Genomic DNA, 22282 nt, shown 5'->3' with positions numbered 1-22282 from the left:
ATTATCTGCCAGCTTTCTATAGCACATTCAATTTATTGGACTTCTAATAATAATTTATGAAAAGCAATATTTTAAAATTCAGCTTTGCCCTGGGGGTAACCTTTCTGGTGAGCGGCTGCAACGACGAGTTTCTGGAGCGCTATCCCCTGGATCAAATCACCAACGAGACTTTCTGGAATTCTGAGAATGACCTCGCTGTGTATAATAACAGCATCTACAACATAGCCCGGAATGATGTAGCGGTTCCGATTATGATGGGCCATACAGAGGGTTTTAACAGCCATTTCGGAAACATCTACGCTCAGGATGAATTCTCGGATAACCTGGCTCCCCGCGAGCCCCGCCACGTGCGTTTTCAGCAGGTGCGGGCAGGAAAACACAATGTACCTTCCAATCCCGAGTGGTTTGGCTATCAGGGATGGAACTTCATTCGGGCTATTAACGTAGGACTGGAAAACTACAACCGCGCCCAGATCCCGCAGGCCGCCAAAGACAAGTACGCCGGAGAAGCACAGTTATTTCGCGGCTGGTTTTACGCTGAGAAAGTGCAAAAATTTGGGGATGTACCCTACGTCGATCGTTCACTCAATATTGACTCTGAGGAACTTTACGCCGCCCGCATGCCCCGTGCCGAAGCGATGAAGAAAATACTCGACGACCTGAACTTCGCTTCCACAAAACTCCCAAATAACTGGGGAGATGGTAACGCGCCCGGACGTCTTAACCGCTGGGCCGCACTGCTGGTAAAAGCCCGCCTGTGCCTCTATGAAGGTACCTGGAACAAGTATCACAACGCCGGCGATTCGAAGATGTGGTTGGAAGAAGCCGTCAAGGCCGCCAAAGAACTTATGGATAAAGGTCCCTACCGTCTGTACTCGACGGGCAATCCTGAGAATGATTATAATGCCTACCATCGGGTACTCGACCTGACGGGCAATCCAGAAGTAATTTACTGGCGAAAGTACAAATCTGGGGTGATCAACAATCACATTCAGTCCTATTTCAACTATACAGGTGGTGCTACTAAAAGCCTCGTGGAAGATTACCTCTGCACCGATGGATTACCCATTTCCTTGTCACCTCTTTATAAAGGCGATGAGCAGTTTGAGAATATATTCGAAAACCGTGACCCCCGCCTTCGCCAAACGGTGCTGCACCCTGCCGACACAAAAAAGTACAACTATCACCTGGGCGATGGGCGTACCTATCCCCGATTGCTGGGTATGCCGGGTGGAGGTTTACAGACTACTACCGGCTATCACATCATCAAGCATTACAATGCAGATGATATGATAGGGAAAGCGTTCAATACAGGCGAAACTCCTGCAATTACGTTACGATTTGCCGAAGCCCTGTTGATTTACGCTGAGGCACTGGCCGAGTTAGGCACTATCTCTCAGGGTGACCTCGACATAAGCATCAATAAACTGCGTGACAGGGTTAAAATGCCGCACATGACGCTGGGTAATATACCCGTTGATCCCCGCTACGCAAAAGATGGTATTTCACCGCTGATCGCTGAGATCCGTCGGGAGCGCCGTATTGAGCTATTTATGGAGGGCCATCGTTATACGGATCTTAAGCGCTGGAAGCAGGGCAAAAAACTGGAAATACCCAGTATGGGGATCCGCTGGAACGCGGATGCTCAGGCTCGTTTTAAAGGTACTAACATGAAAACGTCTATAGACCCTGTGTCAGGTAAAGAATATATTGATGTTTTCAAAGGCACCGACTTTGAAAATCCTGTATTCAACGAAGCCAAGCACTACCTATGGCCCATTCCGTTGAATACCCTGGCCCAGAACCCAGCCATTAAGCAGAATCCGGGCTGGGAATAAAAAGCATTTCGTTAAATTTGAAATCTACCCGAATAGTCTGAAAACGACTATTCGGGTAGATTTTTTTCTGGACTATCTATAACTTAGCCGACCAGCAGTACCTGATAAAGATCAGGCTGTTGCCGATTAATCAGATAGGTACCTGTCAACTGATCAGTACGCATTTCACGAATTGAAATACCGGGAAAACAATTCAAAATCAGGAAACAAATACCAATCTGTCCTCTTTTTTTCGTTAGTAAAGTACCATAGGGGTAATCCCATTTTTAATTGTCTTAGTATAAAACAAACGTAACCAGCCATGAAAAACGTGAAGTCTGTTTCAATATGGGCCATTATGCTGCTGCTGGGAAGCTTTGCTACTTCCTGTGTGTACCATAACCACCCACCCCGCCGCTACGACTACGGCTACCGGGTACCCCCACCACCCCCACGGGTAATAGTAGTACGTCCGGTACCGCCACCCCGGGTCGTATACCGTGACTCGCCCCGATACGACCGGCGCTACGAACAACGTAACGCCCCGCGTAATAACGGTAGACGCAACTACGAAAACAGAAGGCTGCGCAGCAACCGTAACTACAACGACGACCGCCGCTACGGCCGGAACGAGCGTTCGCGCGGACCACGCTGACAGCAGCCGAACAAATAGTAATGTAAGCCTGTTATGTAGGTCCAGTAAGTTGACTGGAATACAGCCTTTTGTATATCTTTACAAAAAACATTGCTTTACCGAACTATCCCTATGAAAACTACCGCAATAGACCAAAACGCGCCCCTGCAGAGTCTCGACGAATGGGAGGATGATATTCTGGAACGCTATCCGGAACCCAACACGCCTGCCAAAACCAAAGAGGAGTTCAGAAACTACGACGAACCGGCGCGGGATACGGTGCGGGAGTTTTACCGGCTAAACCATACCTACCAGACGTACGACTTCGTCATGGAAAAGGAGCGGGAATTCCTAAAATTTGACAAAAAGGAAATGCCGGTATGGGCGGCCTTCGACTTTTTGAATACGCTGGTTGACGACTCTGACCCCGATACCGACCTGGACCAGCTACAGCACCTGCTGCAGACCTCCGAGGCTATTCGGGCCGACGGCCATCCCGACTGGTTTGTGCTGGTAGGGCTTATGCATGACCTGGGTAAGGTACTTTGCCTGTTTGGCGAGCCGCAGTGGGCCGTAGTAGGTGATACGTTCCCGGTAGGCTGCGCGCATTCGGACAAGATTGTGTACCCTGAGTACTTCGCGGCTAATCCGGATACCTACGACGAGCGCTACAACACCAGGTACGGCGTGTATGAGCCTAACTGCGGGCTGCGCAACGTACACATGTCGTGGGGGCACGATGAGTATATTTATCAAATGATGAAAAATTATATTCCGGAAGAAGGTCTGTACATGCTGCGTTACCACTCGTTCTACTCACAGCACCGCGAGCATGCCTACGAGCACCTGATGGATGCGCACGACCACGAGATGTTCAAATGGGTGGATAAATTTAACCCCTATGATTTGTACTCGAAGTCGCCCGTTCCGCCCAACTGGCAGGAACTGCGTCCCTACTACGAAGACCTGGTAGCCAAGTACCTGCCAAAGACGCTTCGTTTTTAGGCTGACAGTGATTAGGTAGTCAGGCATTAGCTTTTCATAGCTATGCTACTTTATACGAGTACTTAGTAGTATTTTCCATAAGAAAGAGCGACCCGCTGGTACTTCCCGGCAGGTCGCTCTTTTTGTATTTACTTCACAAAGTACTCCCTCAGGTACTTGCAAATAAGTTTCCCAGTCCTTTTGTTTGCAGGCTGTTTCCGGTATCCTCCTTTTGTCTATCCATGTTAGCTGTTTCCATAATCATATACCTGCTGCTCAACCTTGGTATAGGTATGTGGGCATCGCGGCGGGTAACTACCACGCAGGACTTCATTCTGGCGGGGCGGCGGCTCCCGCTGGTACTGGCAGCCTCGGCTACCTTTGCCACCTGGTTTGGCTCGGAGACGATTATGGGCGCACCGGGCGAATTTATTAAAAACGGGGTACTGGGTATTATCGAAGACCCCTTCGGAGCGGCGCTGTGTCTGTTTCTGGTGGGAATTTTCTTTGCCCGTCGCTTCTACCGGATGAACATCATCACGTTCTGTGATTTCTTTCGGTTACGCTTCGGTCGGCCCGCCGAGCTGCTTTCGGCCCTGCTGATTATCCCTTCCTACTTCAGCTGGATAGCGGCGCAGCTTATAGCCATGGGTATTGTGTTAAAGGTTGTGCTGGGCTGGTCGCTCACTGACTGTATATTGCTTAGCTCGTTAGTAGTAATCCTGTATACGCTGATGGGCGGAATGTGGTCCATTTCCATTACCGATTTCCTGCAGACGCTCATGATTATCGGGGGGCTTGTTTTCGTGTCGGTAGTACTGTACCAGAAAGTAGGAGGACTAAGCCCCCTGATCAACCAGATGCCCGATGGTTTCTTCCGTTTTTATCCCGACTGGACTTTCAAGGGTTCGGTAGAGTACTTTGCCGCCTGGATTACGATTGGCCTCGGCTCCATTCCGCAGCAGGATGTATTTCAGCGGGTCATGGCAGCTAAGTCGGCGGACGTGTCGGTGCGGGCGTCGCTGCTGTCGTCCTTTATGTACCTGACCATCGCGCTGCTGCCTCTGTTCATCGGCCTGTGCGGGCACCTGTTGTATCCGGAGCTTGAAAAAGATTCGCAAATGATTATCCCGAACATGGTCCTTTTGCATACGGCCATGCCCCTGCAGATCCTGTTCTTCGGCGCCCTGGTATCGGCTATTCTGAGTACCACCAGTAGCGCTATCCTGGCCCCGGCGGCGGTACTGGGCGAAAACATTGTCAAGTTCTTTCGTCCCGACCTGTCGGACCGTCAGTTGCTGCTCGTCATAAGGGTAGGTATTCTGGCTATTACGGTAGTCTGTATCGTGATGGCTACTACCCGCGAAAGTATCTTTGAACTGGTTAGTGAATCGTCGGCCTTCAGTCTGGTGTCGCTGTTTGTACCCCTGGCGGCGGGCTTCTACTGGCAGCGGGCCAATTTGCTGGGTTGCCTGCTGTCCATGAGTGTGGGGCTGGTGGTGTGGCTGGCCTGCGTGTGGCTGGAAACAGAGTACCCGCCTATGATCTACGGTTTACTCGCCAGTATAGCCGGCATGGTTGTAGGGGTACTGGTGGGGAAAAAGACGGTACCGGAGCTGGTAGAGGAGTAGGTACATGATTGTTAACAATGGCGATTTTAGAAGTGAGCCGCCGAGTAAGCAACTACTCGGCGGCTCACTTTTGACTAATAAGACCTAATCTTGCGGCGTCCACTCCTTAATTGTCACCGTCACCTTGCCCCGCCGGGCAGTGTTGGGGTAGATGTAGGTGTTATGAGCAAGGTCAGCCTGGTAAATTTCCATGTTATTTATATCTATTCTTACCGAATCTGTATATACTTTACTTTCCTTAAAACAGGACGATTGTTTGTATTTAGCATCGAATGGAAAATCCGGACTTGAAAGGCATTCTACCCTTATATTGAGCTTACCATCGAAAGCACCTTCTACTTTCACTGTATACTTATTCCCAACCATAGGCACATGCCTGATTTGGTAAGCTTTGGTAAAATCTTCAAATACGTAGGTCTTATTAATATCATCGTGTCGCCCGCACCCAGGTACCCCTGCCAGCAGACCAAGCAGCAGGAGCTTAGTTACACAGGTTCGCATGGGTAGTTGGTTGTAAACTGCCAAATTGTTGTGTATCATTTTGTAATCGTCTTCCGGCTCCGTTGTCAATAGCTGTTTTTACGGCATCCAATAAAGTGGCTGTGGAGCTATCCGCTAATATACGGTTTCCGCGCCAGTATAGTAGGTATAGTCGCAGGGATCGCTTTCGGCAATCCAGCGATGAAACCTGACGCGCTCGCGGAGAAGAAGGAGGCATTACGTTAGCTTTTTGGGTACGGGTTCTTTTACTAGAAATACTCATGGAAAAAGAACCTCATCCTTCCTGGTCTTTTACCCGTCGTGGCTTTATGAAGTCCTCAGTAGGTCTGGCCGTTGCTCCGTTTTTTGGAGCCGAATCCAATCCAGTAGAGGTGTCTTCTCCTTTAATTCAACCTCCTGTGCCGGTTATGGATAGTTCACAAAGTATCATTGGCAACTACGGCAGCTGGGCCGCCGGACTGCGGGCCGATCCACCCAGGCTATCCCTGCGGGCCACACCCAAAAAGAAATTGAGCGCCTGGAAAAAGGAAGCTTTGCCTAAGGTAAAAGAACTGGTGGCGAGTGCAGCAATCAGCCAGGTACCTGCTGTGACAGTGGTGAAGCGGTATGTATACGATGGGCTGGAAATTGAAGAATTAGCGTGGCAACTACCCTACGGCCGACCTACCAAAGCCTTGCTCTTAAAACCCGAGGGGACTCAAAAACCCCTGCCCGCCCTACTGGCGCTGCACGATCATAGCGGGGAAAAATACTACGGCTACGCCAAAATTACCCGCACCTCCGACCAGCAGGACCCCCATATGCGCGAGCATCAGGCGGGGTACTACGAAGGCAGGGCCTGGGCCAACGAAGTAGCCAAACGTGGCTACGTGGTGCTGGTGCCGGATGCCTTTCTGTTTGGCAGCCGCCGGGCCCATTACGAGGATGTGGCAGGAATCAGCTGGGGGATGCCTAAAACCGGGGCGAAAACTGACGCAGAAATTACCACGCAGGAAGAGATAGACGCCTACAACGCCTGGTCATCCAGCCACGAGCACGTGGTGTCCAAGTCGTTATTTTGTGCCGGAACTACCTGGCCGGGCGTGGTACTGGCCGAGGATCAGATGGCGCTGACCCTGCTGAGCCAACGGCCCGACGTAGATCCAAAGCGGCTGGGTTGTGCCGGGCTATCGGGAGGTGGCCTGCGGACGGTGTATCTGGCGGGGCTCGACGAGCGTATCAAATGCGCGGTCTGTGTGGGATTTATGTCTACCTGGAACGATTTCCTGCTCCACAAAGCCTATACGCATACCTGGATGACGTACACTCCGCTACTACCCAACTACCTGGAGTTTCCGGAAATACTCGGACTGCGCGTGCCACTGCCCGTAATGGTACAGAGCAACAACCAGGACCGGCTATTTACAGGGGCCGAAATGCAGAAAGCCGACGCTATTCTGCGGGAAGTATATACGCTCGCCGGCGCGGGCGATGCCTACCAGGGCCAGTTCTACGACGGTGACCATAAGTTTGATGTGGCCATGCAAACCGATGCTTTCGCGTGGTTTGACAAGTGGCTTCAATAATGAAGAGAGGTACTTCACTGATTAAATTGTCCATTAGTACTATATCCCCCATGCTACCGCCAGTTTTCAACTGGTGGCCTATGCGCTATAACTGACACAATAGCTAAATAGCTCATGGGACTGGCAGTAACAGGAAATGGATATTAAGCTAAAAACTTATATAATGATTTACCACCAGTTGCAAACTGGTGGTAGCGGAGAGGAATAAAAAGAGCCACCAGGGCTACTTCCTGGCGGCTAAGGACAATGCTAATGCAGTAAAAACAGGTTGCCCTCCCTCACGGTACCCGCTCGTAGAAGTACATTAGCGTATCAGCCTTACTACCCAGTTCATCTACATAGCCCGTAGCCCGTAAGGTCTGGCCCTGTTCACTGAGCCAGTACTTCCGCTGCTGACGGTTATCGTAGATAACAACAAAACTTTGTTGACGGCAATTTTTTAAGTCTACTGTGTCCCACTCAAGCCTCTCTACGGTAGTCGTATCGCTACGGAGCGTTTCCCGTGCCACTGAGTTCCCTCTGCTATCAGCTTCAAGCGCAATTTTCAGCGTCTGCGGCTCTGAAAACTGCGTCTGATTTCTGCTGGGTGATTCAATACGTATCAGCCGCCAGGTTCCCAATGAACCTTGATAAAAAATTCCGCCTCTGTCGGGTGAACAATGATTGCAACTGCTTTGGGTAGTGACGGTACCTGTTGATACAAGAATCAATAAGAGGAGTCGAATTGGCTTTGACATGGCCTGATGAAGTTTAATTAGTGACGAATACCTGTAATCATATGTAAATTCTCCTCGCTGCCGCCAGTTTGCAACTGGCGGTTTATGCAATAAATGAAGTCTAAGACTGGCACAATAACGTAATGGCTCATTCGCCAGATAATTAGTAGTAGGGAAATCACCGTGGGTATCCAAGTCAAGGACTTATAAGATTATTTACCACCAGTTGCAAACTGGCGGTAGCGGAGGTATATTTGTAAAAAACAGATTATGGAAAAGTTACTTGAGCGCATCACTCTAAATCCTGCTGTTTGTAATGGAAAGCCTACACTCCGGAATATGCGCTTTACCGTTTCACAACTACTCGAACTATTAGCGGCTGGCATGACAGAGGCGGAGATACTCACTGATTACCCCTATCTGGAGAAAGAGGATATTCGGGCCTGCCTTCTATACGCTTCTCACATTGCGGATGCCCGTAGCATTGTTCCGGCTATTGCTGCTTAACATAACTGTCTACCCCCCTACCAGCACGACCTTACTGGTACCATCGGTACCTTTCTCTACCTGAATCTGCACCGGAATCCGGTCTTTCATTTCGTGACGGTGCGAGATAACCCCCACTATTTTCTGACTATCGCTCTGTAGCCTTTCCAGGGTACCCAGGGCCGTTTCGAGCGAATCGGGGTCGAGGGTACCAAAGCCTTCGTCAATAAAGAGGCTTTCGATACGGACGTTGCGGGAAGCCAGGTCGGAGAGCGCCAGCGCCAGCGCCAGACTAATCGTAAAGGTTTCGCCACCGGAGAGCGTCGTGACGGCCCGGGGCGTATTGCCCTGGTAGGTATCCAGTACAAAAAGGCTATCGGCGTCGTTGTGGGGCTTGTCCAGGATGTAGCGGTCCGAGAGCAGGCGCAGCCGCAGGTTAGCAAAACCAATGAGGTTACTGAGCGTGAGGCCCTGGGCAAAATTGCTGAACGCGTTTCCGGTGGCATCGCCGATGTACTTCCTGAGCAATTCCCATTTATGACGCTGGCGGCGCAGTACCTCCAGCTCGCTCTGCATGTGGGCAAATCGTTTACTGTTCTGCTCGTTGTTGCGTAGCTGCTCAGCACAGGTGGCAACCTGCCCCAGGTACTCGTCGCGGAGCTTCCGGTACTTTTCTACGTTGGTAGCCAGGTCGTCAGCCGATACATCCGACACTTTCCGCAGATTATTCTTTGACGCCAATTCGTCGTGAAGCGTTTTTTCCTGTACGGCCAGTTGTTTGCGGCGGTCGTTCAGCCCCTCGTGCTGTTGTTTCAGGCGTTGGTACTCCTGGGTCGGCAGCAGGCGCGAACTCGCTTCGTCTACCGAGCCGATACCTACCTCAAGCAGGCTCTTTTGCAAATTATCCAGTAGGTTATTTACCGTTAGCTCGGTTTCGCTGCTTAGCTTTTTATTCACCGCCAGGGCTTCCTCTGTGGTTTTTGTAGCGTTTTCGCAGCTCAGCCAGCGTTGCCGGAGCCGATTGGCGTCGGCCTGGATGTCGTCACCGGTATACCGGCTCTTGAGCAGGTCCTGCTGCTTGTTAACCTGCTCGCGGAAGTGAATTAGCTGCGTAAAGTGCTGCTGCAGACGCTTGATGGCTTCAATGGTTTCCCGGGCCTGTACCCAGGCTTTTATCCGCGCCTTCTGAATATTTATCTTTTCTTTCTGGGTATCAATGGCTTCCTTTTCGGCTTCGTCAGTGAGGCCAAAGCGGTTCAGGTAGGTCTTAACCGTACTTTCTGCTTCCCGGTACTGTTTACGTAAGATTTCCAGTTCGGGCGTCAGCGTTTCTGCCTGACTACGAGCGGTATTTAAGGTAGCCGCCAGCTCTTTTTCCTGTATTTGTAGCTCTTTCTGCTCTCGTTCGGCCGCCTTAATCGTCTCCTGCAAACTAAACAGGTTATTGATATACTCATGTACAAAGGGGTGATGGGTCGAGCCGCACAGGGGACATTCTTCCCCCTCTTTAAGCTGCTTACGCTGCTCCTCGAAGCTATTACGGGTCAGCTCCCGGTTGAGTTGCTCCCGAAACTCAACGATTTTCAGCGAAGTTTTCTCCAAATCTTCCCCCAGCCTGGCCAGCAAGGGCGAAGACTCCTGTACCGTCTTCTGGGCGAGTGCCAGCCTGCTTTTCTTACTGCTGCCTTCTTCACCGAGCGACTTTCGCAGGGCCAGAGCGTTGGTTAGTTCAATAATTTCCTTTTCCTGCTCATTCAGCCCGTTTAGTTCCGTATCCGAGTCAAAACCCGGAGGGAAGTAGGCCAGTACCGCCTGCTGTCTACCCTCTTCGGCGGCTAGTACCGCCTGCGATTCTTCAATATTCCGGAAGGGTAAGTTCTTTATAAAAATAAGACGCGACCCGGCCACCTCATTCTGAAGGGTGGTCATGAGTGGTGAAGCCTGCGCCCTTAGCTCTTTTACTTTTGTATTTACTCCCTGAATTTCATTTTCAAATCTGGTCAGTACTTCCAGGTACTGCTCCTCTAGCAGGGGCTGCCCCACCAGGGTACCGGCCTCATGCAGCAGTTTCTGGCGCTCTTCGGCCAACTGATTAGAGCGGGTAGCCAGCTCCCGGGCCTGCTGCCTGACTTTGTCAAGCGCCTGTTGTTTTTCGCGCAGCAGACTCAAATCACCGGCAAAGGTACTTACCGACTCGTGCTGACGCAGGCGCTCTACCATGGGGGCAAAAGCTTCTATCTGTTGCTGCAAAGCCTTCTTTTCCTGGTCCAGCTTTTCCAGCCGGATTGTCAGGGTCTGGCATTCCTCCCACAGTCGCTTCTCGGTATTCCAGTGCTCAAATTGTCCCTCGGCTACGGATTTTTCTCTTTCGGCCAGCCCTTTTCGGTGCTCAAGCTCCCCGATCTGCTCCGCCGTGAGTAGCTGCACGCCCTGTATTTCGGCTTCTTTCAGCCGGAGTGTTTCCTGCCAGGCTTTATCTTTTTCAAAGGCCGCCGCGCCCAGGGTGCGGTAAATGTGCGTACCGGTAATATCTTCCAGCAACTTGCCCCGGGTATTTTTATCGGCTTTCAGAAACTCCGCAAAGCTGCCCTGCGCCAGAATAATGGATTTGATAAACTGCTCGTACTTAAGGCCAATGAGCTGCGCGTTGACGTCGGGGTAGTCGGACAGTTTCTTGACGTCCAGGAGCTTGCCCTCCGGCAGTTCGGCTATTTCCATCTGGTAGTTGTTCCAGTTGCCGTTACGATTTTTGGCGATGGACCAGCGTGCGCGGTACTGTTTGCCCTTGGCTTCGTACTCTACCTCGGCGTAGGCTTCGGTTTTGGGCTCATCGGCTGCCTTCATATTGACCACCGAACCCTGCTTATCTATTTCTGTTTTAGAAATAGTACGGCCCAGACGGGGTACTTCGTTGTACAGCGCCAGGGTTATTACGTCCAGCAGGGTTGATTTGCCCGCACCCGTTGGCCCGGAAATAATGAACAGGCCGGTAGTTGAAAGGGGCGAACCCGAAAAATCAATGGCCGGATGCTCGCCGTAAAAAGAGTTTATATTCTTAAATCGAATGCGGAGGATTTTCATGTCAGGTAGATTGGGGATTCGCTACTACTGTTCGCCTCGTACGTCTTCCAGCAACTCATCAAACGCCTCAAGCAGAAGTGAGCGGGTTTCCTCGTCCAGGTCTTCGTTTTCGAGGCGACGAGTGAATACATCGCGCGGGCTGAGGTCTTCGATATCGGTACCTACGGTAAATAGCTCGTCGGCTTCCTTACTACGGTTTTCAAAAGTCAGGCGCGGCTTGATAATACGGAAAGGCGCTTTCTCAAACTCCCGCACCAGCATATCGAACTGAACGCTCTTTTGCGGGTCAAAGGAAGGTTCAATGACGTTCAGCTCCAGCAGCGGCTCCAGCAAAGTAGCAGGGGCGTAGGCCTGCAGGGACGCCCATACCTCGTCAATGGTACCCGAGAAGGTTCGAAGCTCCCGGTTCTTTGGCGTAGACAGCGCTTCTACTCCCGTAAGTTTCCCATCGGTGAGAGTAAGCTCAAGTACAAACTTGTTGTCACTGCGCTCGCTGAAGCTCAGCGGAAGCGGTGAACCCGAGTAGCGTACGGTATCGGTAAGTTGCTGCGGCTTGTGTATGTGCCCGAGCGCCATGTAGCTGTACCCCTCGGGAAAATGCTCACAGCCAAAGGCCGCCAATCCGCCGATGGCGTGTATCTCACGCTCGCTGTCGGAGGTAGTAGCGCCACTTACGTACAAGTGCCCCATGCCCAGGAGCGTGAGGTCGCGGTACCGGGACTGGTGCAGGTCGATGAACTGCTGGTAGTGGGTCCGGATTCCCTGCCGGACGGCTTCGGCGCGGTCGTCGTAGCTTTGGCCTGACACCGACCGCCGCAGGTCCACGTCGCGCAGGTAAGGTACCGCCGCAATGGCCACGTTCATTTCCGGGAAGAGCAGTAGCGCGTCGGAACAGTCGTCGGTGGCGCAGCCTACCACCCGTATGTCCATGTGGCGCAGAATCTCGCGCGGCGCGTTAAGTACCCCCGGCGAGTCGTGGTTGCCACCGGTTATTACTACCTTACACCGGCAGCCGATGAGCCGCTGCAGAAAGCCGTAGTACAGGCCAAGGGCGGCAGTAGACGGAAAAGCGGTATCGAAAACATCACCCGATACCAGCAGCAGGTCAATCCCCCGCTCTTCGATGAGGTCACCGAGCCAGTTCAGAAACAGCCGGTGGTCTTCGTCCAGTGCATATTTATGTAGCTGCTTCCCGATGTGCCAGTCAGCAGTATGTAGTATTTTCATTTGTATAATCTTGAATCATAACTGAGATGCATTTTACCATTAAAATACACCCCCTGTATCCCCGGCAGGGAGAATACGTCCCTAACTCTGAACCACTTTTTGTTCTTCACCGCGGCAGCCCGTTCCTCACTCTTCATTTTTCACCAAATACCCCTTCCTTCACGCGGCGACGTTTTTCGTTTTTCACTTTACACCGCAATGGACGGGCCGCCCTTCCTCCTTTCATACCTTTCCTCCTTTCGTACCCTTCCTCCTCCTTTTGGCTTATTCCCTTGTTCCTTCTCCATGCCTGACAATCCACGAAAGCCACTTGCCCTGCGCTTTCATTACCTGTTCAATCAGGTCGCGGACGGCGCCGCAGCCGCCATTGCGGGGCGAAACGTAGTCGGCAATGGCAATGATTTCGTCCACGGCATCGGCCGGACAGGCACTCAAGGCCCCCTGCTCCATCACTTCCAGGTCCGGAATATCATCGCCCATGTATACAATTTCGGCTTCGGTCAGGTTATTATCCCGCAGGTACTTCTGATAAATAGCCAGCTTCCCATCCGGGGAGGCCCCAATAAAAATATCCCGTACGCCCAGGTACTCGAGCCGACGGCGTACGCCAACCTGGTTCTGGGCCGAAATAATAGCCACCCGGTACCCTAGTTTTACAGCCCGGTTGATCCCGTAGCCGTCCCGGACGTTGAAACTCCGGGACTGCTCGCCACTTTCCAGCGCCAGGATGCTCCCGTCGGTAAATACGCCGTCAATATCAAAAATAAAGGTTGTAATGCGCTGTAAGCGGTCGGTCAATGGTGGATTCATACTAAATGGTGGCGGTCTTAGTTTATTAAATAGTTTAGGCCCGTCGTAAAACAGGAGCTTTAATTATTTTCGGTTCCACACGAAATTAACGTTATTTTTGATTTTTCCCGTACGCCGAACGATTATCCGCCGCTTTGTATGGATTTAAAAAAGTTAGCCGAACAGTACCAGGACGAGATTCTGCAGCAGGTCCTGCCGTTTTGGGAAAAGTATGCCTTTGACAGTACGTACGGGGGGGTCTACGAAGCCGTGGCCGAAAACGGAGAGGTAATTTCCACGGATAAGCCCATCGCTGCGCAGGCGCAGGCGGTCTGGGCTTTTGCCTGGGCGTACAGAACCATTGAGCCGCGGCCGGAATGGCTGGTATTGGCTACGGATACCGCTGAATTTTTACTGGAAAACGGCCGGGATAAAAAGGGCAACTGGTACTCTACCCTGGACCGGCGCGGCAGTGCGGTATCAGAGGCTGATGACCTGCTGGCTCCGCTGTACGTAGTGCTGGCGCTGGGGCAGCTTTTCCGGGCTACGGGCGAAGCCCGTTACGTAGAGATAACCCAAAAAACCCTCGTACAGCTCCTGAAGAAAAGGGATGCTTATCTAAAAAAACAGCTCCATGACCCCAGCAAACGGCGCTACCTGAAGTCAATAGCCGAACCGGCCCTGATCGGGCAGGTACTTCTGGAGGCGGAAGGGTACATGGACCGGAAATGGTACAAAAATGCCATTAGTAGCCTCATCCGGGAAATTACCGACGACTTCTACGATAAGCGTACCGATGTACTGCTGGACCGGGTAACGCCCGAAGGCCATTTCTGGGACTGCCCCGAAGGCAGGCTTATTGTACCGGGGCATGTATTTGAAGTAGCGGGTATTTTGATGGACCTGGCCGACCGGGCGCGCAACCGCAAGCTCCTGAACCAGACGCTGGATCTGGTGGAACTGACTATACAGGCGGCCTGGGATGAAGTACAGGGGGGTATTTTTAACAGGATGGATCTCAAAAGTCTGCCCTCGCTGTACCCCGACTGGCACTACAAACGCGCCTGGGTACATCAGGAAGCCTTGCATACGTTGCTAAAGGCCCACCTGCTTTCGGCGCGCAAAGGGTTCCTGGAAAATTTTGAGAAAGTACACGAATACACCTGGGCCCATTTTCCGGATACTACCCACGGCGAGTGGTACGACGAGCTGGACCGGGCCGGACAACCGCTACTCCGGCACAAGATTACCCCGCAGAAAGGCTTCTTCCACACCGTCAAAAACCTGGCTGCCATTAGTCAGCTACTGCGGGTATCAGCCGAGGTGAAACCCACCCGCGCCCGGGTTTATTCCGAGTCGAAGTGACGCTGCCGGATACTTTCCGTAAGCTGCCGGTACAGGCTGGCCCAGGCCGGATTAAGCTCCTGAAGGTAGTTCAGATGCAGGCCCGTAACGGCCCAGTCGCCCCGGCGCGCCGGACCCGTCTGAACCAGGGCCGGGTCTGAGGTTTGGAGCGCTTTATCCAGAGTTACCTGCAGCAGGGGTTTTAGCAGGTCAAAGTTCAGCTGCTCGCGGGCCAGTAAGTCGTGGGCTACGCTATACAGATGATTAGTAAAGTTGCAGGCAAAAACCGCCGCTATATGCAGGATCCGGCGTTCGTAGGAATCCACCAGGTACACATGGTCACTAACGCTCCGGGCCAGTGCCATCAGTTGCTCCTCCACGTCGGGCTCGATAGCTTCAATACAGAAAGGTACCCGGGCGTAGTCAAGTTGAGTTTCTTTGGTGAAAGTCTGTAGCGGGTACAGCACCCCTGTGCGCACCGGCACATCACTGTATATACCCACCAGCCGCTGAAGTTCAGCCAGTGACTGGGTACCCGACGTATGTACCACGATGGCGTTCTCGGGCAGTACTATGCGTTCAATAATTCCCGCAAGTGCATCGTCCGAAACCGCTATGACAAGCAGGTCGGCGTCACTTTCGGCAAAGTTAAGGTCGGGCTGGATGGACGCGTCGTACAGGAGCGAGGTAAGTTTGCGGGCATTTTGCGGATCGCGGCTGTACACTTCACTAACAATGTGTCCGGCACTTTCAAACGCCTGAGCCAGGTGCCAGGCCACGTTACCCGCGCCCACAAAAGAAATAGTCATACCTTGTAACCAGTTATATAAACAATAAAGTCAGGTTGTTGTAAGGCAAGTTAGGACAACTCCCGGAATCTAACTTATTTCACCTCTATATTTTTAGATTTATCTTACGCTTTAATTCTAAATTCGGTCGCCTTTATAAAGTTCATCCTGTAGTATCCACTCCACTATTTCAGAGCCTCTTTATTTTGCTTTTTTGTCCAAAAAAAACTGGGAACTATTCAAAATTCAGGGCGGAAAGTGACCCTTTTGACAAATAATTACGTAATTTTTAATACGTGTATACTTATATAGGTCCTATCTGAGTTTTGCACATAAATTTATGTTTGAAACTACCAAAAATAGCCCCGTATGGTTAATAATAGCGTAGTTTTCCAAACTACTACCGTTTAATCAACTTTTGTATATTTTGCAACCTCCAGTCATTGATGTAATTATACCGGCTTTCAACGAAGAAAATGCGGTAGGAAATGTAGTAAAAGACCTTCCTCAGCACCTGGTCAGGGAGATACTCGTAGTAGACAATAACTCGCGCGACGACACCCGTCAGGCAGCGGAGGCGGCCGGCGCTACCGTACTGGATGAACCCCGTCAGGGCTACGGCTACGCCTGTCTGAAAGGCATTGCGCACTTAAAAAGTAAAGCCATACCACCGGATGTAGTCGTGTTTATTGATGCCGACTACTCCGACTACCCCGAAGAACTTCCGCTGCTGGTCAGCCACCTGACCGAAAACAACCTCGACCTGGTGATTGGCTCCCGGGCGCTGGGCAAGCGCGAGCCGGGCTCCATGACGCCCCAGCAGGTATTTGGCAACTGGCTGGCCACTACCCTTATCGAAAAGCTGTACGGTAGCAGGTACACCGATCTGGGTCCCTTTCGGGCGGTGCGCTTTAACAAGCTTCTGGAGATGGATATGCAGGATACTACCTACGGCTGGACCGTAGAAATGCAGCTGAAGGCCGCAAAACTGGGCTTTCGGACGGGCGAGGTACCCGTTACCTACCGCCGCCGCATTGGTCACTCCAAAATATCAGGTACTGTGAAAGGTACTTTGCTGGCCGGTTATAAAATTTTGAGCTGGATATTTAAGTATAGGTAAGAAGGAAGTACCGTACAGACCTGTGCCTGAATCAGGAAAGAATAGTACCTTTGAAGTAGTAAGAAACCATCTGAATAGATCCTGAATCGTTAGCTATTTTGTCCGAAGTCCTGTATTACATCGTCCTGCTCCTGTACCTGCTGCCCATGCTGTTTATTTTCGGGTACAGTCTGGCGCAGTTGAGTCTGGTCATTCTGTATTGGAAAGATAAAAAAGGCGGCCGCCGGAGGAGCCACCGTGGCAGCGGCGCCTCCCGCTGCGGAGGAAAGGAGGAAAGGAAGCAGGGAGAAAAGGAGGAGGAAACTACTATACCAGAGCACTGGCCCAAAGTGACGGTACAGCTGCCGGTTTATAACGAGCGGTACGTAGTAGAGCGGCTGATTGATACCATCACGGCCTTTGACTACCCACGCGAGCTACTGGAAATACAACTACTGGACGACTCCACCGATGACACTACCGCCCTAATAGCCCGCCGGGTAGCGAAGTACCAGGCGGCCGGATTCACCATAGACCACGTACGCCGTCCGGAGCGCACGGGCTTTAAAGCGGGTGCGCTGGCCTTTGGGCTGGAACGGGCGCAGGGCGAATACGTCGCTATCTTTGACGCGGACTTCCTGCCACCCGCTGATTTCCTGAAAAGAACAGTACCCTATTTTCGGGACCCGGAGGTAGGTGTAGTCCAGACGCGCTGGGGGCACCTCAACGAAGACTACTCCCTCATTACCCGGATGCAATCCTTCGGGCTGGATGCCCACTTCACCATTGAACAGGTGGGGCGTAACACCGGCGGGCATTTTATAAATTTTAACGGTACCGCCGGTATCTGGCGCAAGGCTACCATCGAAGACGCCGGGGGGTGGTCGGCCGATACCCTCACCGAAGACCTGGACCTGAGCTACCGCGCCCAGCAGCGGGGGTGGCGGTTTGTGTACCTGGAAGACCAGGTGTCACCGGCCGAACTACCCGTAACCATGCCCGCCGTAAAGTCGCAGCAGTACCGCTGGACCAAAGGTGCCGCCGAATGCGCCCGCAAGAACCTGCTCCCGGTGTGGCGCGACCGGGCGCTCCCGCTGGCCACCAAGCTGCACGCCTCCTTCCATTTGCTGAACAGCGCAATATTTATCTGTACTCTTTCAATAGCCCTTCTGAGCGTACCGATGCTGTTGCTGGAGGTACCCTGGGGCTGGCTGGCTTTCTTTCAGGTAAGTATGGTTATTCTGGCGCTGTTTTACTGGACTGCTTTTCAGAAAAAATCCGGCGTCTGGGAGTTTATCATCTTATTCCCGACCTTTCTGGCTATTATGCTGGGCCTTTCCCTGCACAACGCGGTGGCTGTTATGGAAGGGTACCTGGGCCGGAAATCTCCCTTTGTGCGTACGCCCAAGTTCAATGTCCGTAACCGCACCGACCGCTGGCAAAGCAACGCCTACAATGCCCGCCGCATTCCGCCCCTGACCTGGATGGAGCTGGTACTGGTACTTTACTTTGCAGCGGGCTTAATATATGGGCTGGCTACGGGTCAGTACGGGGCGCTGGGCTTTCATCTGCTGCTGGTGCTGGGCTACGGCTTCGTCGCTTTCTACTCCGTGCGCCATTCGCTGGTAAAGCCATGAACCGCTATGTACAGTGGGGTTGGATTAGCATTTCTCTGATTGGCCACTCGTGGCTGGCCTATGCCACCCCCCGAACCGCTACCACGCAGCTACTGCTCCTCTGGTGCGGGCTGTTCCTGCTGTACGGTTTCCTGTTGATCAAGCGGGTAGAAAAAGATTTTCTGCTTTTTGTGGGGGCGGCACTCTTGTTTCGGCTGGTGTGGCTGTTTGCACTGCCCGCGCTTTCGGACGATGTGTACCGCTTTATCTGGGACGGTCGGCTGCTACTACACGGCTACAATCCGTTTGTTTATCTTCCGGCTAATATTTTATATACCGAGTGGGCTACCAGGCTGGGGTTAGGGCGGGAGCTTTTTCAAAATCTTAATTCTCCCAGGTACTACACCGTCTATCCGCCCCTGCTGCAGGGCTGGTTTGCCGTGGCTACCGGACTGGGTACCGGTACCTACGCAACCATAGTGTGGCTTAAGGTACCTATACTGCTGGCAGAGCTGGGGTCACTGCTCCTGATTTATAGAATTACAAAGTCAGTAGGGTACATAGAGGAGACGGCCCGACGGGCGGTACTACTGTATGGGTTAAACCCACTGGTACTTGCCGAGCTGACGGGCAATATCCACTACGAAGGCGTGACGATTTTCTTCCTGCTGGGCAGTCTGTACTTTTGGCAAGAGCAAAAGCGGAATCTTTCGGCCCTGATGCTGGCGGGGGCGGTGGGCATAAAGCTGCTGCCACTCATTTTTCTGCCCTTGCTGATAAGCCGGCTGAAGCTCCGGGAGCAGGTTAGCTACGCGGGCCTTGTAGGGATAGGTGTGCTGCTGTCGTTCCTGCCTTTCTGGGACCCGGCTATCTGGTACAACATGTCCGATAGCCTCGGGCTGTACTTCCGGCGCTTCGAGTTCAACGCCGGCCTGTACTACCTGCTGCGGTCGGCAGGTACCTGGCTGCTGGGGTATAACCCTATAGGTACTCTGGGACCGCTGCTGTCGCTGGTGAGTTTTTCGGCTATTCTTTTTCTATCCTTTTATAAAAAGATACACTTCTCGCTGTACGAGCGAGCCCTGCTCATCCTGACGGTGTACCTGCTGTGCGCTACCACGGTACACCCCTGGTACGTAACGCCGTTGGTAGCGCTGGGTGTACTCACCCGCTTCCGCTACGTGCTGGTGTGGTCGGCTTTGCTACCCCTAACTTACCTCGCCTACGGCAACGTTCCTTTCTCCGAAAACCTATGGGTAGTAGGGTTGGAGTACCTGGTGGTGGGAGGCTGGCTGGTAATTGAGGTAAATAAAACCAGGAATGAGTGGAGAGATAGAAGGTAGAGTATTTTCCTCCTTTTTACCTTTCCTGCTTTCTCCCTCTAATCGCTTATTCATTCTTTACGTACTCCGGATTCGGCTTCATCATCTGAGCATTTACCTCTTTGCCCCAGGTGTGTAGTTTGGCTGTGAGCAAGGCTGCCCGTTTGGGCTCCTGTTTCAGCAGATCATTCTGTTCGCTGGGGTCAGCTTTCAGGTTGAATAGCTCCTGCGAATGGTCTTCAAAGTACTCAATCAGTTTGTAGTCGCCTTCCCGGATAGCCCAGCCGGGCCGACCGCCCTGGTTGCTGTAGTGCGGGTAGTGCCAGTAGAGGGGGCGCTCCGGCAAGGTACCCTGCCGGAGCAGCGGAACCAGGCTTTTACCATCAGTAGTACCTCCACTCTCTACTCCTGCCAGGTCCAGAATGGTTGGGTACAGGTCGGTGAGGGTAACGGGTACCTGCGATACAAACGGCTGCTGGCGGGTACCTGGTAGTAGTACCAGCAGGGGCACCCGGATACCGCCTTCGTAGAGGTACCCTTTGCCGTCCCGCAAGGGGTAGTTGGAGGTTGCGGGGGTATTGGGCCCTTCCTTCACCGATAGCCCACCATTGTCCGACGTAAATATCACCACCGTATTTTTGTCCAGCCCCAGTTCTTCCAGCTTCCGCAGGATTCGCCCTACGCTCTGGTCCATGCTCTCGATCATAGCGGCATAAATGGCATTACGCTGGGTACCTTCGGAGGGTACTTTTTGCTGGTACTTAGCAATTAGGTCCTGCTTGGCCCGCAATGGAATGTGTACGGCATAGTGCGCCAGGTACAGCAGGAAGGGCCTGGCGAGGCCCGGTTCTCCTTTCTGTTGGGCCAAAAACTGCTCTGCCTCGTCGGTAAGGCGGTCGGTGAGGTACTCGCCGTCGGTACCCTGTTCGAGGCCGGGCATCTGGTCTTTGCCGGTCTGCCGGTTCCGGTAGGGGTAGAAGTAGTTGGTGGGACTACCGCTGTGGTTGCCGGCAATGTTGCTATCGAAGCCCTGCTGCTGCGGACCGTGGCCTTCGCCGCCCAGGTGCCATTTGCCAATATGCGCGGTGGTGTAGCCTGCTCCCTTAAGTACCTCGGGCAGGGTCGTAGCGCTGAGTGGTAGTTCGGGCAGGAGCTGCGCCCGGAGCATTTTCTGCGAGGGGCGGTCGGTACGGCCGGGTAGCCAGTCGGTAATCTGCAGACGGGCCGGGTGCTGGCCGGTCAGGAGAGAAGCGCGGGTGGGGGAGCATACCGGTGAGGGCGCGTAGGCCTGCTTAAACTGCACCGAGCGGGCCGCCATGCGGTCCAGGTTGGGGGTCTGGTAGTAGGTACTGCCGTTAAAGCCCACATCCGCCCAGCCCAGGTCATCCATCAGGATAATGATGAAGTTGGGTTTACCGGAGGCTCCGGACGTAGTAGCGGCTGTTTTTGTGCCGGAGCGCTGGCAGCCGGACTGGACAAACAGAAATAGACTTAGTAGTACCAGGAGGCAGTTTTGTGGCTTACGGCTCATACAGAGAAATAGAAAATAGCAGGCTCTTTTAGATAAAGCAAAATTCACTAACAATTTAATGGTAGTGGGTAGCTTGATGATTAGGTACTCCTACAAGACGTTCATAAAGGCCCTGCTACTGGTCGGCAGTAGTGCGCACTTCGATCTGTTTCTTGGCGTTGCGGGGAGGTAGCGGTATTATTCTACATCAACTTCGGTGAAGAAACTCTTATTGAGCAAAAGGCTGGTCTTGCGATCGCGCAGTTCTTGCTCGGTTTTTTCCTTTCCTTCCTTGGGTGTTGGGGCGTATCCATTCTCCAAACCCAATAACAAAAGGATGGTAATGCCTAAAATTTTGCAAGAAGTTTTATATTTTTTTTCATGCTTTTGGCAGTTTTTTGGAATGAAAATTATTTGGGCAACAGTACGAAGTCGTACTTGGTCTTTCCGCCCATGACTACAATACAACAGGTGCTCTTCTGGACACCATTTTCATAAATGAGCCGATTCTGAGAGCTATACTTGCTACTAAGTGACTCAAAGTCCAGGGACGATACAATACTAGCATACAGATACTTTTTCGGCACATCGACTACGATTTCATATGAACCATTAGAATCGGTCAAGGTCTCTTTTATAGGAACCCCGCCGCTCACTCCTTTGTGTCCTGCAAATAGTATGGTTACGCTATCTACCGGCTGCCCGGCCTGGTCGGTAACCCGTCCATAGACAACAGTAGTTCGGTCTAACTTGCGGATACACCCACTGGTATTAGATAAGACAAAGGATAAGAAAAGAAAGGAGAGAACACCCGACCAGCGGATTGATAAGCTTTTCATAAGAAATAGTTTTGTTGTAATACGGACTTAGAAGGCATAGCCTTCACGTTCGTGATAAAAGATTACCCCAGCAAATGCGGTTAGCACTTCTCTTTTTAAAGTCTTAGAGGCTTCTCTGGCTAACAAGTGGAAGTATCGTTAGATCGGGAAGCAGTGCATAGAGGAAAAGGTTTGGTGGTGGATTAATAAATTATTTGGGCAACAGTACGAAGTCATACTTAGTCTTTCCGCCCATGACTACAAAACAACAGGTGCCCGTTTGGACACCGTTTTCGTATACAAGGGATTCATAATACTTATCAAGCAATTCCTGCCGCCTACTAAACGACAGAT

The 22282-nt window shown here is 52.1% G+C and carries 17 protein-coding genes; 10 read left to right on the top strand and 7 right to left on the bottom strand.

The window, feature by feature from the left end; translation table 11 throughout:
- Positions 1-56 precede the first annotated feature (56 nt).
- From VGN67_RS22465 to VGN67_RS22450, 4 genes are all read left to right on the top strand, one after another.
- On the top strand, positions 57-1838 hold the full coding sequence (locus VGN67_RS22465; RefSeq protein ID WP_327489400.1) for a RagB/SusD family nutrient uptake outer membrane protein: 1782 nt from the start codon (positions 57-59) through the stop codon (positions 1836-1838).
- Between the two features lie 301 nt (positions 1839-2139).
- On the top strand, positions 2140-2472 hold the full coding sequence (locus VGN67_RS22460; RefSeq protein ID WP_327489398.1) for a hypothetical protein: 333 nt from the start codon (positions 2140-2142) through the stop codon (positions 2470-2472).
- Between the two features lie 111 nt (positions 2473-2583).
- On the top strand, positions 2584-3456 hold the full coding sequence (locus tag VGN67_RS22455; RefSeq protein WP_327489395.1) for an inositol oxygenase family protein: 873 nt from the start codon (positions 2584-2586) through the stop codon (positions 3454-3456).
- Positions 3457-3677: 221 nt separating this feature from the next.
- The gene (locus VGN67_RS22450) at positions 3678-5066 is read left to right on the top strand and encodes a sodium:solute symporter family protein (RefSeq protein ID WP_327489393.1); all 1389 of its coding nucleotides are present in this window, start codon (positions 3678-3680) and stop codon (positions 5064-5066) included.
- A gap of 84 nt (positions 5067-5150) precedes the next feature.
- Here VGN67_RS22450 and VGN67_RS22445 read toward each other — a convergent pair whose 3' ends face one another.
- A complete protein-coding gene (locus tag VGN67_RS22445; RefSeq protein WP_327489391.1) occupies positions 5151-5567 on the bottom strand; it encodes a hypothetical protein in 417 nt (138 codons plus the stop codon).
- A gap of 260 nt (positions 5568-5827) precedes the next feature.
- On the opposite strand from VGN67_RS22445, the gene VGN67_RS22440 reads away from it, so the two are divergent.
- On the top strand, positions 5828-7132 hold the full coding sequence (locus VGN67_RS22440; RefSeq protein WP_327489389.1) for a dienelactone hydrolase family protein: 1305 nt from the start codon (positions 5828-5830) through the stop codon (positions 7130-7132).
- A 278-nt stretch (positions 7133-7410) separates the two neighbouring features.
- Here VGN67_RS22440 and VGN67_RS22435 read toward each other — a convergent pair whose 3' ends face one another.
- Positions 7411-7869, bottom strand: coding sequence for a hypothetical protein (locus VGN67_RS22435; RefSeq protein WP_327489387.1), 459 nt, complete (start codon positions 7867-7869; stop codon positions 7411-7413).
- A 249-nt stretch (positions 7870-8118) separates the two neighbouring features.
- Between VGN67_RS22435 and VGN67_RS22430 the strand changes: the two genes are divergently transcribed.
- Positions 8119-8355 (top strand): DUF433 domain-containing protein, encoded by a 237-nt coding sequence (locus tag VGN67_RS22430; protein WP_327489385.1) that lies wholly within the window; start codon positions 8119-8121, stop codon positions 8353-8355.
- Between the two features lie 9 nt (positions 8356-8364).
- Here VGN67_RS22430 and VGN67_RS22425 read toward each other — a convergent pair whose 3' ends face one another.
- The 3 genes from VGN67_RS22425 to VGN67_RS22415 all read right to left on the bottom strand — a co-directional run bounded on the left by VGN67_RS22425 (position 8365) and on the right by VGN67_RS22415 (position 13452).
- A complete protein-coding gene (locus VGN67_RS22425) occupies positions 8365-11415 on the bottom strand; it encodes an AAA family ATPase (protein ID WP_327489383.1) in 3051 nt (1016 codons plus the stop codon).
- Between the two features lie 24 nt (positions 11416-11439).
- Positions 11440-12642 carry an exonuclease subunit SbcD gene (sbcD, locus tag VGN67_RS22420; RefSeq protein WP_327489381.1) on the bottom strand — a complete coding sequence of 401 codons (1203 nt, stop codon included), beginning with the start codon at positions 12640-12642 and terminating at the stop codon, positions 11440-11442.
- A gap of 264 nt (positions 12643-12906) precedes the next feature.
- The gene (locus VGN67_RS22415; protein ID WP_327489379.1) at positions 12907-13452 is read right to left on the bottom strand and encodes a 3-deoxy-D-manno-octulosonate 8-phosphate phosphatase; all 546 of its coding nucleotides are present in this window, start codon (positions 13450-13452) and stop codon (positions 12907-12909) included.
- 138 nt (positions 13453-13590) lie between these two features.
- Here VGN67_RS22415 and VGN67_RS22410 point away from each other — a divergent pair, with 138 nt between their 5' ends.
- Positions 13591-14796, top strand: coding sequence for an AGE family epimerase/isomerase (locus VGN67_RS22410; RefSeq protein WP_327489377.1), 1206 nt, complete (start codon positions 13591-13593; stop codon positions 14794-14796).
- Here VGN67_RS22410 and VGN67_RS22405 read toward each other — a convergent pair.
- Positions 14778-15584 (bottom strand): Rossmann-like and DUF2520 domain-containing protein, encoded by an 807-nt coding sequence (locus VGN67_RS22405; RefSeq protein ID WP_327489375.1) that lies wholly within the window; start codon positions 15582-15584, stop codon positions 14778-14780. The two genes, VGN67_RS22410 and VGN67_RS22405, sit on opposite strands and share 19 nt — an antisense overlap.
- Positions 15585-15990: 406 nt before the next feature.
- On the opposite strand from VGN67_RS22405, the gene VGN67_RS22400 reads away from it, so the two are divergent.
- The 3 genes from VGN67_RS22400 (at position 15991) to VGN67_RS22390 (ending at position 19621) form a co-directional block, all read left to right on the top strand.
- The gene (locus VGN67_RS22400; RefSeq protein ID WP_327489373.1) at positions 15991-16683 is read left to right on the top strand and encodes a glycosyltransferase family 2 protein; all 693 of its coding nucleotides are present in this window, start codon (positions 15991-15993) and stop codon (positions 16681-16683) included.
- A gap of 98 nt (positions 16684-16781) precedes the next feature.
- On the top strand, positions 16782-18299 hold the full coding sequence (locus VGN67_RS22395) for a cellulose synthase family protein (protein WP_327489371.1): 1518 nt from the start codon (positions 16782-16784) through the stop codon (positions 18297-18299).
- Positions 18296-19621: a hypothetical protein gene (locus tag VGN67_RS22390; protein ID WP_327489369.1), complete on the top strand. Its 1326-nt coding sequence runs from the start codon at positions 18296-18298 to the stop codon at positions 19619-19621. The genes VGN67_RS22395 and VGN67_RS22390 overlap by 4 nt, the downstream gene beginning before the upstream one ends.
- 46 nt (positions 19622-19667) lie before the next feature.
- Here VGN67_RS22390 and VGN67_RS22385 read toward each other — a convergent pair whose 3' ends face one another.
- Positions 19668-21131: a sulfatase gene (locus tag VGN67_RS22385; protein ID WP_327489367.1), complete on the bottom strand. Its 1464-nt coding sequence runs from the start codon at positions 21129-21131 to the stop codon at positions 19668-19670.
- Positions 21132-22282: the final 1151 nt, after the last annotated feature.

It is taken from the genome of Telluribacter sp., assembly GCF_035998675.1.
Lineage (GTDB): Bacteria > Bacteroidota > Bacteroidia > Cytophagales > Spirosomataceae > Telluribacter.
Note: the sequence above shows the minus strand (reverse complement) of the source record. Positions and strands in the feature narration are given on the sequence as shown.